Origin of the sequence: Jiangella anatolica, assembly GCF_003236295.1 — a bacterium.
GTDB classification, from domain to species: domain Bacteria; phylum Actinomycetota; class Actinomycetes; order Jiangellales; family Jiangellaceae; genus Jiangella; species Jiangella anatolica.
In genome coordinates, this window is sequence record NZ_POTW01000143.1 from 1 (window position 1) to 11,903 (window position 11,903).

The 11,903-nt window shown below is 72.4% G+C and carries 11 protein-coding genes and 1 pseudogene; 8 read left to right on the forward strand and 4 right to left on the reverse strand.

The window, feature by feature from the left end; genetic code table 11:
* Nucleotides 1-8: 8 nt before the first annotated feature.
* Nucleotides 9-1,778, reverse strand: coding sequence for a phosphoenolpyruvate carboxylase (locus C1I92_RS35900; protein WP_111258569.1), 1,770 nt, complete (start codon nt 1,776-1,778; stop codon nt 9-11).
* Nucleotides 1,779-1,884: 106 nt separating this feature from the next.
* Here C1I92_RS35900 and C1I92_RS31415 point away from each other — a divergent pair, with 106 nt between their 5' ends.
* The 7 genes and pseudogenes from C1I92_RS31415 (at nt 1,885) to C1I92_RS31440 (ending at nt 8,299) form a co-directional block, all read left to right on the forward strand.
* Complete coding sequence (locus tag C1I92_RS31415) at nt 1,885-3,468, forward strand: acyl-CoA carboxylase subunit beta (protein ID WP_111258570.1); 1,584 nt, start codon at nt 1,885-1,887, stop codon at nt 3,466-3,468.
* A gap of 9 nt (nt 3,469-3,477) precedes the next feature.
* Nucleotides 3,478-3,687, forward strand: coding sequence for an acyl-CoA carboxylase subunit epsilon (locus C1I92_RS31420; protein WP_111258571.1), 210 nt, complete (start codon nt 3,478-3,480; stop codon nt 3,685-3,687).
* Nucleotides 3,688-3,712: 25 nt separating this feature from the next.
* Nucleotides 3,713-5,379, forward strand: a pseudogene (locus C1I92_RS31425) (DUF885 domain-containing protein).
* Between the two features lie 62 nt (nt 5,380-5,441).
* The gene (locus C1I92_RS35510) at nt 5,442-5,981 is read left to right on the forward strand and encodes a hypothetical protein (protein WP_111258572.1); all 540 of its coding nucleotides are present in this window, start codon (nt 5,442-5,444) and stop codon (nt 5,979-5,981) included.
* A gap of 10 nt (nt 5,982-5,991) precedes the next feature.
* A complete protein-coding gene (locus C1I92_RS35720) occupies nt 5,992-6,069 on the forward strand; it encodes a putative leader peptide (protein WP_369124145.1) in 78 nt (25 codons plus the stop codon).
* A gap of 68 nt (nt 6,070-6,137) precedes the next feature.
* Complete coding sequence (locus C1I92_RS31435) at nt 6,138-7,535, forward strand: dicarboxylate/amino acid:cation symporter (RefSeq protein ID WP_111258573.1); 1,398 nt, start codon at nt 6,138-6,140, stop codon at nt 7,533-7,535.
* A gap of 83 nt (nt 7,536-7,618) precedes the next feature.
* Nucleotides 7,619-8,299, forward strand: coding sequence for a Maf family protein (locus C1I92_RS31440; protein WP_111258574.1), 681 nt, complete (start codon nt 7,619-7,621; stop codon nt 8,297-8,299).
* A gap of 11 nt (nt 8,300-8,310) precedes the next feature.
* Here the strand turns inward: C1I92_RS31440 and C1I92_RS31445 are convergent, their stop codons facing one another.
* A complete protein-coding gene (locus C1I92_RS31445; protein WP_111258575.1) occupies nt 8,311-9,840 on the reverse strand; it encodes an acyl-CoA carboxylase subunit beta in 1,530 nt (509 codons plus the stop codon).
* A 25-nt stretch (nt 9,841-9,865) separates the two neighbouring features.
* On the reverse strand, nt 9,866-11,032 hold the full coding sequence (locus C1I92_RS31450; protein WP_111258576.1) for an acyl-CoA dehydrogenase family protein: 1,167 nt from the start codon (nt 11,030-11,032) through the stop codon (nt 9,866-9,868).
* Between the two features lie 78 nt (nt 11,033-11,110).
* On the opposite strand from C1I92_RS31450, the gene C1I92_RS31455 reads away from it, so the two are divergent.
* Nucleotides 11,111-11,503, forward strand: a complete 393-nt coding sequence (locus C1I92_RS31455; protein ID WP_199521785.1) for a MerR family transcriptional regulator — start codon at nt 11,111-11,113, stop codon at nt 11,501-11,503.
* 11 nt (nt 11,504-11,514) lie between these two features.
* On the opposite strand, the gene C1I92_RS31460 is transcribed toward C1I92_RS31455, so the two are convergent.
* On the reverse strand, nt 11,515-11,880 hold the full coding sequence (locus C1I92_RS31460) for an RNA polymerase sigma factor (RefSeq protein WP_267896779.1): 366 nt from the start codon (nt 11,878-11,880) through the stop codon (nt 11,515-11,517).
* Nucleotides 11,881-11,903: the final 23 nt, after the last annotated feature.

Below are 11,903 nucleotides of genomic sequence, written 5' to 3' on the forward strand. Positions count from 1 at the left end.
TACACCTATTAAGTCGTCGGCAGCGTCAGATGTGTATAAGAGACAGGCGTGATCTCGTGCTCCCGGGCCCACGCCGTGAGCCGGTCCTGCGCGTCGTACAGCGCGAGCGTCGCCGACACCGGCCCGACGTCCTTCGCCGAGTCGGAGTAGCCGAGCATGATCTCCATGCGCCGGCCGGTCTCGGCGAGCCGCGCCTGGACCTCGGGCAGCTCCAGCACGCCGTCGAGGATGCCGACGCAGGCCGCGAGGTCGGCGCCGGTCTCGAACAGCGGCACGACGTCCAGGGCGATCGGCCGGCCGTCGAGCGCGTGCCGGGCCAGCTCGAACACGGCGGCGACGTCGTCGGTGGACTGGGTGAACGAGACGACGTAGCGGCGGCACGCGTCGGCGCCGAACCGGGCCTGGATCTGCGCCATCACCCGGATCGTCGCCAGCACCTCCTCGGTGCGGTCGGACAGCACGCCGCCGGCCCGGATCTCCTCCAGCGCCGCCCGGTGCACGGCGCTGTGCTGGCGGACCTCCAGCTCGGCCAGGTGGAACCCGAACGACTCGACCTGCCAGATCAGGCCCTGCAGTTCGCCGTAGGCCTGCCGCGCGGCGCCGGCCTCGGCCAGGCTGGCCTGGACGGCGCGCAGGTCGGCCAGCAGCTCGGCGGCCGACGTGTAGGAGAGGTCGGCGTCGCGCCGGCGGGTCGCGCCGATGCGGGCGGCTGCGTAGAGGACGGCGATGCGGTGCGGCTCGTTCGGCGAGCGCGCCGCCAGCTCGGCGTACAGCTCCGGCTGCGCGGCCTGCGCGTCGGCGAGGACGCGGCGCAGCTCGGTGGCGGCGGGCGTGCTGCCGGCGTCGAGCGTCAGCCCGCGGCCGACCCGGGTGCACGCGGACTCCAGCGCCCGGAGCACGTGGTCGGACTGGATGGCCATCGCCTGCCGGGTGACGGCGCTGGTGACGTGCGGGTTGCCGTCGCGGTCGCCGCCGATCCAGGAGCCGAGCCGGACGAACGCCGGGACCTGCGGCGCGGCGACCGTCTCGGCGCCGCCGGCCAGCGCCATCTCGGCGCGCCGGTACACCTGCGGCACGACGTGGAAGAGGACGTCGTCGAACGCCGACATCGCGGTGCGGACCTCGTCCAGCGGGCCGGGACGGTCCACCCGCAGCGGCGCCGTGCGCCACAGCACGTCGATCTGCTCAAGCAGCATCCGGTGCGTCTCCGCGTCCTCCGACGCACCCAGGCGGGGGTCGTCGCGGCGTTCCAGCAGGTGCGCGATGCGCCGGATGGACGTGACGATGGCCCGGCGGCGGGCCTCGGTGGGGTGCGCGGTCAGGACCGGCCGGAACTCCAGCCCGTCCAGCAGGTGCTTGGCCTTGTCGTGCCCGGCCAGCCGGGCGACGTCCTCGACCGCCTTCGCGACGGTGCCGGCCAGCGGGTGGTCGGCGCGGTCGCCGGCCCGCAGCGAGCGGACCCGGTGGTACTCCTCGGCGGCGTTGACCAGGTGGAAGTAGACGGTGAAGGCGCGGGCGACCTCGTCGGCGCGGTCGAGACTCCACGACGCGACGAGCTGCTCGGCGAGCGCGGCGGCGTCGTCGGCGACCGTCTGGTCCTCGTGGTGCGAGGCGATGGTCAGCTCGCGCAGCCGCTCGACGTCGGCCAGCAGGGCGTCGCCGCCGTACTCGCGCAGCACCTGGCCCAGCGCGTCGCCGAGCTGCCGGACGTCGGCACGCAGCCGTTCGGGCATCTCGAAGCGCGCCGCTTCACGGGATCCGGTGGCAGTGGAGGCCATGCGTCCAGCGTAGACAGCCGACGTGGAACGCCGTGGCCGTGCCCCACAGAGCGAGACACGGTGTTCTACCCTGCAATGGCTTCGACGAGCGACGGAGGGCCTCCTGATGACAGCCGACGTTCCGGACGTCCACACGACGGCGGGCAAGCTCGCCGGCCTGCGGCAGCGGATCGACGACGCCGTCCACGCGGGCTCGGAGCGGGCCGTGGAGAAGCAGCGCGCGCGTGGCAAGGGCACCGCCCGGGATCGGATCGCGCTGCTGCTCGACGAGGGCTCGTTCGTCGAGTTCGACGAGCTGGCCCGGCACCGCTCCACCGCGTTCGGGATGGACGCCAACCGGCCCTACGGCGACGGCGTCGTCACCGGCTTCGGCACCGTCGACGGCCGCCAGGTCGCCGTGTTCGCGCAGGACTTCACCGTGTTCGGCGGCAGCCTCGGCCAGGTGTTCGGCGAGAAGATCGTCAAGGTCATGGACTTCGCGCTGAAGACCGGCTGCCCGATGATCGGCATCAACGACTCCGGCGGCGCGCGCATCCAGGAGGGCGTCGTCTCGCTCGGCCTCTACGGCGAGATCTTCCGCCGCAACGTGCACGCGTCCGGCGTCATCCCGCAGATCTCGCTGATCATGGGCCCGTGCGCGGGCGGCGCCGTGTACTCACCGGCCATCACCGACTTCACCGTCATGGTCGACCAGACCTCGCACATGTTCATCACCGGCCCCGACGTCATCAAGACCGTCACCGGCGAGGACGTCGGCTTCGAGGAGCTCGGGGGCGCTCGCTCGCACAACACGAAGAGCGGCAACGCCCACTACATGGCCGCCGACGAGGCCGACGCCGTCGACTACGTGAAGGCGCTGCTGTCGTACCTGCCGCAGAACAACCTGGACCCGGCGCCGTCGTTCCCCGACGCCGTCGCGTCGCTGGAGCCCACCGACGCGGACCTCGCGCTGGACACGCTCGTCCCCGACAGCGCCAACCAGCCCTACGACATGCACGCGGTCATCGAGGCCGTGCTCGACGACGGCGACTTCCTCGAGGTGCAGCCGCTGTTCGCCGGCAACATCATCGTCGGCTTCGGCCGGGTCGAGGGCCAGTCCGTCGGCGTCGTCGCGAACCAGCCGCTGCAGCTGGCCGGGACCCTCGACATCGACGCGTCGGAGAAGGCCGCGCGGTTCGTCCGCACCTGCGACGCGTTCAACGTCCCCGTCCTCACGTTCGTCGACGTGCCCGGCTTCCTGCCCGGCACCGACCAGGAGTGGAACGGCATCATCCGGCGCGGCGCCAAGCTGCTCTACGCCTACGCCGAGGCGACCGTGCCGCTGGTCACCACCATCACCCGCAAGGCGTACGGCGGCGCCTACGACGTCATGGGGTCCAAGCACCTCGGCGCCGACGTCAACCTCGCCTGGCCGACCGCGCAGATCGCCGTCATGGGCGCGCAGGGAGCGGTCAACATCCTGTACCGGCGCGAGCTGGCCGACGCCGCCGACCCGGCCGAGCGGCGCGCGGAGCTGGTCACCGAGTACGAGGACACGCTGGCCAACCCCTACGTCGCGGCCGAGCGCGGCTACGTCGACGCCGTCATCGAGCCGTCGCGGACCCGCATCGCGATCGTCCAGGCACTGCGGGCGCTGCGCACCAAGCGCGAGACGCTGCCGCCGAAGAAGCACGGCAACATCCCGCTGTAGGCTCGTGACGTGAGCGAGGCGCCGCTGTTCCGGGTCGTCCGGGGCAATCCGACCGACGAGGAGGTGGCCGCGCTCGTCGTCGCGCTGACGGCGACGGCGGCGGCCGGGCGCGCGCCGTCGGCCCCGCCGCGATCGTCATGGGCGTCATACTGGCAGCGGCGGCAGACGCCGCTCGCGCCCGGCGCCGGGGCCTGGCGGGCCAGCGCACTGCCCCGCTGAGCCTTTCAGTGGATAGGGTCGCTGGGTGACGACCCCGCAGCCCTCGCGCTCCGTCGACGAGATCGCCGATGCCTACGTCGACGAGTACGCCGCCCTCGACCCGTACACCGCCACCTACGCCGGCCTGAGCGGCTACGACGCGCAGAGCACCGACCTGTCGCCGGACGGGTTCGCGCAGCGGCGGGCGCTGGCCGAGCGGACGCTGGCCGCGCTGGCCACCGCGACCGCCGCCGACGAGCGGGAACGGGTCGCCGGCGAGTCGATGCGCGAGCGGCTGTCGCTGGACCTCGAGCTCGACGACGCGGGGCTGAACCGCAACCTCAACGTCATCGAGAGCCCGATGCACTGGGCCCGCGAGACGTTCGACCTGATGCCCACTGACACCGCCGAGCAGTGGGCGAACATCGTCACCCGGATGCGCGCCGTCCCGCAGGCGCTGGAGCAGTACCGGGCGACGATGGACGCCGACGTCGCCGCCGGCCGGCCGCCCGCGCGCCGCCAGGTGCTCGCCGTCGCCGAGCAGGCCGGCCGGATCGCGACGACGTTCTTCGGCGGCCTCGCCGCCGGCGGCCCGGAGCAGCTGCGGGCCGACCTGGACACCGCCGCCGCGGCGGCGTCGGAGGCGTTCGCCTCGTTCGGCGGCTACCTGCGCGAGACCGTCGCACCGGCGGCCCGTGAGCAGGACGCCGTCGGCCGCGACGTCTACGCCGTAGCGTCGCGCTACTTCCTCGGCGCCACCATCGACCTGGACGAAACCTACGAGTGGGGCGTCGCCGAGCTGGCCCGGATCGAGGCCGAGCTGGTCGAGGTCGCGCAGGACATCGTCCCCGGCGGCACCGTCGACGACGCGGTCGCCGCGCTCGACGCCGACCCGGCCCGCAAGATCGCCGGGACCGACGGGCTGCAGGCGTGGATGCAGAAGCTGTCCGACCGCACCATCGAGGCGATGAACGGCGTCCACTTCGACATCCCGGAGCCGATCCGCCGGCTGGAGTGCCGCATCGCCCCGACCAAGGAGGGCGGCATCTACTACACCAGCCCGAGCGACGACTTCAGCCGCCCGGGCCGCATGTGGTGGTCCGTCCCCGAGGGCGTCGAGGAGTTCTCCACCTGGCGCGAGGCCACGACGGTGTTCCACGAGGGCGTGCCCGGGCACCACCTGCAGGTCGCGCAGGTCATGTACCGCCGCGACGTGCTGAACCGGTGGCAGCGGCTGCTGTGCTGGGTCTCCGGCCACGGCGAGGGCTGGGCGCTCTACGCCGAGCGGCTGATGGCCGACCTCGGCTTCCTCGACGACCCCGGCGACCGGCTCGGCATGCTCGACAGCCAGTCCTTCCGCGCCGCCCGCGTCGTCGTCGACATCGGCTTCCACCTCGGCAAGGAGATCCCGGCGTCGCTGGTGGCGTCGGACGGGCTGCCGGCGGGCGTGTGGACGCCGGAGTCGGCGTACGCGTCCTGCGGGCGCACTGCCGGATGCCCGACGAGTTCCTCCGCTTCGAGCTGGACCGCTACCTCGGCTGGCCCGGCCAGGCGCCGTCGTACAAGGTCGGCGAGCGGATCTGGCTGGGCGCCCGCGACGACGCCCGCCGCCGTCAAGGCGACGCCTTCGACCTGCGCGAGTTCCACCGGGCGGCGCTCGACCTCGGCTCGATCGGACTCGACCCGCTGCGCGAGGCGCTGGCCCGCCTCTGACCTCCGCGCCGCTCGTCCACCCGGCCGGCTATCCGGGGCGGCCGGTCATGGCCTCCTGTCTCGTGACCGGCACCGACGTACGCCCGCTGCCCGCCGGCCTGCGCCTGGACGGACGGCGCCCGCTGCTGGCCGTCGGCTCCAACGCGTCGCCGAGCCAGCTCTGGCACAAGTTCGCCGAGCGCGGCCCGGATTTCGCCATCCCCGTCCTCTCGACCCGGGTGGACGGCCTGGCCGTGGGCCATTCGGCGCACGTCAGCCGGGCCGGCTACATCCCCTACGCGCCGTACGCGGCCGCCGGACACACGCTGCACACAGCGATGCTGCTCTGGCTGGACGACACCCAGCTCGCCCGCATGGACGAGACGGAGCCGAACTACGACCGGGTGCTGCTGGCGTCGGCGGACTACCGGCTCACGCTGGAGTCGGGAGCGGAGGTGGCCGAGTATTTCGTCTATCGCAGCGTCCACGGCGTGGTCGCGGACCTGCCGGCCACCACGCAGGCGGACGCCCTCGCGCGGCTGGCCCGGTACGCCATCGACTCCGGGCTGAAAGTCGGAGAAATCTCCCGAACCGGGAATAGCCAGCTCATCGCCTCTCGTTGAGCACGCTGACATGGTGAACATCTGGGGCCTCACGCAGCGCCTGCACGTCGATCTGCGACGGCAGGCCAGTTCCGCCTGTCGCGGCTAGCTCGCCGCGCTGGCCGCGCGGCCACCGCCCCTCACCTCGTCCTCCCCTGTGTTCCGGAAGGTCTTCGCATGTCCGACACTGCGACCGCCGGCGCGCCCACGCGCCGCCTTCGCCTGCCCTCCTTCTCCATCCAGGTCCTCATCGGCCTGGCGCTCGGCGTCGTCCTCGGCCTGGTCGCCCGCGAGCTGGGTCCGGCCGCCGACGGCAACCCCAACTGGCTGACCAGCACCCTCGACACCGTCGGCGGCCTGTTCGTCGACCTGCTGCGCGCCGCCGTCATCCCGCTGATCTTCACCGCGATCGTCGCGAGCATCGCGAACCTGCGCAACGTCACCAATGCGGCCCGGCTGGCCGGGCAGACGCTGCTGTGGTTCGCGCTCACCGCGTTGGTCGCGGTCGGGATCGGCATCGCGCTCGGCCTGATCCTGCAGCCGGGCGAGCACACGTCCGTCACCCAGGACCAGGCGGCCGAGCCGGGCCGCACCGGTGACTGGTGGGCGTTCCTCACCAGCCTGGTGCCGACCAACTTCCTCGCCCTGACGGCGAACACGTCGATCGACCCGGAGACCGGCGCCGCGGCGACCAGCCTCAGCTTCAACGTGCTGCAGTTCGTGGTCGTGTCGGCGGCGATCGGCATCGCGGCGCTGAAGCTGGGCGAGAAGGCCGAGCCGTTCCTGGCCTTCAACCGGGCCGCGCTGTCCATCGTGCAGAAGGTGCTCTGGTGGATCATCCGGCTGGCCCCGATCGGCACCATCGGTCTGCTCGGCTACGCCGTCGCCGACTACGGCTGGGACGCGATCGGCTCGCTCGGCCGGTTCACGCTGGCCGTCTACATCGGCCTCGCGCTGGTGCTGTTCGTCGTCTACCCGATCCTGCTGCGGGCGCACGGCCTGAACCCGGTCAAGTTCTTCACCGGCGCCTGGCCGGCCATCCAGCTGGCCTTCGTGTCCCGCTCGTCGGTCGGCACGCTGCCGGTGACCGAGCAGGTCACCGAGCGCAACCTCGGCGTCTCGCGGTCCTACGCCTCGTTCGCGGTGCCGTTCGGCGCGACGACGAAGATGGACGGGTGCGCCGCGATCTACCCCGCGATCTCGGCCATCTTCGTCGCGCAGTTCTTCGGCCTGGACCTGTCCGTGTCGGACTACCTGCTGATCGCGCTGGTCTCCGTCGTGGGCTCGGCGGCGACGGCCGGCACGACGGGCGCGACCGTCATGCTCACGCTGACGCTGTCGACGCTGGGGCTGCCGCTAGCCGGCGTCGGCCTGCTGCTGGCCGTCGACCCGATCCTCGACATGGGCCGGACGGCGGTCAACGTCGCCGGGCAGGCGCTGGTGCCGACCATCGTCGCGAAGCGGGAGGGGCTGCTGGATCTGGCGGTCTACAACTCCGACCGGCACGGTGACGTGTTCGCCGACGGCGGCGAGGTCCGAGACAAGACGGCCGACTTGGCGTTAACCTCTCGGTGACCATGACCACCCGATGATCGTCGGCGGTCGAACCTGATTCAGGGATCGACCGCCGATGATCATTTTCGGTAACGTGAGGTCCCGTGGTGCGCCTGCTGCTCGCTTCCCAGTCCCCCGCCCGGCTGGCGACCCTGCGCTCGGCGGGCATCGAGCCCGTCGTCCAGGTCTCCGGCGTCGACGAGGACGCGGTGCTGGCCGACGCCCGGTCCCGCGGCCCGGTGCCGCCGCACGACGTCCCGCTGCTGCTCGGCCGGGCGAAGGCCGAGCGGGTGGCCGGCAAGACGTTCGCCGGCATGGTGGTGCTCGGCTGCGACTCCGTGCTGGAGCTGGACGGCGAGATCCACGGCAAGCCGGCCGACTCCGTCGACGCGGTGCGACGCTGGCGGCTGATGCGCGGCCGGTCCGGCGTGCTGCACACCGGCCACTGGCTGATCGACCTGCGCGAGCCCGAGGACGGCGGCACCGGCCGCGCCGTCGGCGACACCGCGAGCACGACGGTCCACTTCGCCGACCTGTCCGACGCCGAGATCCGCGCCTACGTCGCCACCGGCGAGCCGCTGCGGGTGGCCGGCGCGTTCACCATCGACGGCCTCGGCGGGCCGTTCGTCACCGCCATCGACGGCGACCACCACGCCGTCGTCGGGCTGTCGCTGCCGCTGCTGCGGACGCTGCTCGGCCGGCTCGGCGTCTCGATCACCGAGCTGTGGCGCACCGACCCCGACCACGAGCCGGTCCGGCGCCGCGCCCGCCGGGCGGCCCGCTAGACGGGCGCCCGCTAGACCGGCGGCACGCCGTGGCGGCGGTCGGAGAAGCGGCGGTCCTTGCCGGCGGCGGCCGCGAGCCGGGCGACCAGCTGACCCCGTAGCTCCTCCGGCTCCACGATCGCGTCGATGACCAGGTCCGACGCCAGCCGCAGGATGTCGATGTCGGCCTCGTACTCCAGCCGCAGCCCGGCCACGTACGCCGCCCGCTCGTCCTCGTCGTCGATGGCGGCGATCTTGTTGAAGTACACCGCGTTGATCGCGGCCTCCGGGCCCATGACGGCGATCTTCGCGGTCGGCAGCGCGAGGCAGGCGTCCGGTCCGAACCCCGGCCCGCACATCGCGTAGAGCCCCGCACCATAGGCCTTGCGGACGATGACCGACACCGTCGGCACCGTCGCCTCGGCCACCGCGGTGATCATCTTGGCGCCGTGCCGGATGATCCCCTCGCGCTCCACCACCGAGCCGATCATGAAGCCGGGTACGTCGGCCAGGTAGACCAGCGGCACGTTGAACGCGTCGCACAGCCAGATGAACCGGGCCGCCTTGTCCGCGGAGTCGGTGAACAGCACGCCGCCCTTGACCGCCGGCTGGTTCGCGACGACGCCGACCGGCTGACCCTCCAGCAGCCCGAACCCCGTCACCAGCTCCGCCGCGAACAACGGCTTGACCTCGAAGAACGAGCCGTCGTCGACGAGCGCGTCGATGACGTCGTGGATGTCGTAGCCGACCGACTCCTCGGCCGGGACGAGGTCCCGCTCGAACTCACGCGACGGCGGCCCCGCGGCGTAGGCCGGCGGCGCGGCGCGCCAGGACCCGGGCAGGTAGGAGAAGAACGCCTTGGCCTGGTCGATCGCCTCGGCGTCGTCGGCGGCGAGGTTGTCGCCGCAGCCGGACACCGTCGCGTGCATGCGGGCGCCGCCCATCTCCTCCAGCGTCACCTTCTCGCCGACGACCATCTCGGCCATCCGCGGCGAGCCGAGGTACATCGACGCGTTGCCCTCGACCATGATCACGATGTCGCAGAAGGACGGGATGTAGGCGCCGCCGGCCGCGCTGGGCCCGAACAGGCAGCAGATCTGCGGCACCTTTCCCGACAGCGCGACCTGGTTGTGGAAGATCCGCCCGGCGCCGCGACGGCCGGGGAACAGCTCCACCTGGTCGGTGATGCGGGCGCCGGCGGAGTCGATGAACCAGAACACCGGCAGCTCGTCGCGCAGCGCCGTCTCGGTGACGCGGACGATCTTCTCGACGGTGCGGGCGCCCCACGAGCCCGCCTTGACGGTGGGGTCGTTCGCGACGACGAGCGCCGGCCGGCCCTCGACCAGCCCGCGGCCGGTGACGACGCCGTCGGCGGGCAGCCCGGTCGCCAGCGCGTTGGCGAGCTGGCCGTCCTCGACGAAGGTGCCGGCGTCGAACAGCAGGTCGATCCGCTCGCGGACGTAGAGCTTGCCCTGGGCGGCGAGCTTGGCGGCGCCGGCCTCGGACGGGACCTCGGTGGCCTTCCGGGCCGCCCCGACCTCGGCGTAGTGGTCGCGCCCCACGGCGCCCCTTTCGCTCACGGCACGATCATGCCTGAACCGGCAGCCCCAGTCCGCGTGCGAGGACGAGCCGCTGGATCTCGCTGGTGCCCTCGCCGATCTCCAGGATCTTCGCGTCGCGGTAGAAGCGGGCCACCGGGTACTCCTCCATGAAGCCGTAGCCGCCGTGCACCTGGGTGGCGATCCGGGTCGCGGTGACGGCGGACTCGGTGGCGTACAGCTTGGCCGACGCCGCCGCCTGCTTGACCTGCTCGGCCGGCGCACCGGCGTCGCGCAGCGCCGCCGCCCGGTACGTCAGCAGCCGCGCGGCCTGCGCCATCACGTGCAGGTCGGCGATCTGGAACGCGACGGCCTGCTTCGCGCCGATCGGCACGCCGAACGACGTCCGCTCCTGCGCGTACGGCAGCGACGCGTCGAGCATGGCCTGGATGCAGCCGACGGCCAGGGCGGCGATCGCGATGCGGCCGTCGTCGAGGGTGGCGAGGAACTGACCGAACCCCTGGCCGCGCTCGCCGAGCAGGTTCCCGGCCGGCACCCGGGCGCCGTCGAACGTCAGCGGATGGGTGTCCGACGCGTGCCAGCCGAGCTTGTCGTAGGCCGGCTCGACGATGAAGCCCGGCGTGCCGGCCGGGACGATGATCGCGGAGATCTCGGCGCCCCCGCCCGGCCGCTCGCCGGTGCGCGCGGTGATGGTGACGCAGCTGGTCAGCTCGGTGCCGGAGTTCGTGATGAACTGCTTGGCGCCGTCGACGACCCACTCGTCGCCGTCGAGCGTCGCCCGGGTCGCCGTCGCGCCCGCGTCGGACCCGGCGCCGGGCTCGGTGAGGCCGAACGCGGCCAGCGCCCGCCCGGCGATGAGGTCGGGCAGCCAGCGGGCCTTCTGCTCGTCGCTGCCGTAGGACAGGATCGGCGTGATCCCCAGCCCGACGGCCGCCTCCAGCGTGATTCCCATCGACTGGTCGACCCGGCCGATCTCCTCGATCGCCACGCACAGGCTGGTCAGCCCGCCGCCGGCGCCGCCGTACTCCTCCGGCGCGGTCAGGCCGAACAGGCCCAGCTCGCCCATCGCCCGCACGACGTCGACGGGGAACTCGTGCTTGCGGTCCCACTCCGCGGCGTGCGGCGCGATCCGCGTCCTGGCGAAGTCGCGGACGACCGAGCGGAACTCTTCGTGATCCGCGGACAGCTCGAACATCGTGGCACCTCCACTACTTGACGTTTACGTTAACGTAAGTTGGAGGCCCGGACCAGGGGTTGGAACGAGGAGACTGTGGTGGACGCAGAACGGACGTGGAGCATCGCGGAACTGGCCGACGAGTTCGGCGTCACGCTGCGGACCATCCGGTTCTACGAGGAGCAGGGCCTGCTCACCCCGGCCCGCAACGGCACCCGCCGCATCTTCGCCGACGGCGACCGGGTCCGACTGGGCCTGGTGCTGCGCGGCAAGCGGCTCGGCTTCCCGCTGGACGAGATCAAGAAGATCATCGGCATGTACGACGCCGAGCCCGGCGAGACCGGCCAGCTGCGCTACCTGCTCGACCAGATCGAGGACCGGCGCAAGGAGCTGGAACAGCGCCGGCGCGACATCGACGCCGCCCTGTCCGAACTGGACGAGCTGGAGCGCCGCTGCCGCGCCGACCTGAACCGGCTCACCGGCCGGGCTTGACCTGAGCCCGATCAGGCCATCCCGGACCCGGCCGGCGAGCCGGTCGTCTCGGCCAGGGCGGCCCGCAGCTTCGTCATCGCCCGGCTGGCCCGGCTCTTCACCGTCCCGGTGCTGATGCCCAACGCGACGGCGATCTCGCCCTCGGTCAGGTCCTCGTAGTAGCGCAGCACCAGCACCGCGCGCTGCCGCGGCGGCAGCGTGGCCAGCGCCTGCCACAGCGGCTCGCCATCGAGCCGGTCCGCCGGCGTGTAGCCGCGCTCCGGCGGCTCGTCGTGTTCAGTCTGGGTAGATCTGGGACACCGGATGTCTACGTAGATCTGAGACACGCCGTTGTCGCGCGGAGTGGGGCGCCTGAGCCTGTCGTGGATTTGGTCCATGGCGAGAACGGATGCTCGTGTGA

Coding starts and splice junctions, on each gene's coding strand:
- C1I92_RS35900 (WP_111258569.1), bottom strand. CDS start 1,778: ATGGCCTCCACTGCCACCGGATCCCGTGAAGCGGCGCGCTTCGAGATG.
- C1I92_RS31415 (WP_111258570.1), top strand. CDS start 1,885: ATGACAGCCGACGTTCCGGACGTCCACACGACGGCGGGCAAGCTCGCC.
- C1I92_RS35720 (WP_369124145.1), top strand. CDS start 5,992: ATGGTGAACATCTGGGGCCTCACGCAGCGCCTGCACGTCGATCTGCGA.
- C1I92_RS31435 (WP_111258573.1), top strand. CDS start 6,138: ATGTCCGACACTGCGACCGCCGGCGCGCCCACGCGCCGCCTTCGCCTG.
- C1I92_RS31450 (WP_111258576.1), bottom strand. CDS start 11,032: ATGTTCGAGCTGTCCGCGGATCACGAAGAGTTCCGCTCGGTCGTCCGC.
- C1I92_RS31460 (WP_267896779.1), bottom strand. CDS start 11,880: ATGGACCAAATCCACGACAGGCTCAGGCGCCCCACTCCGCGCGACAAC.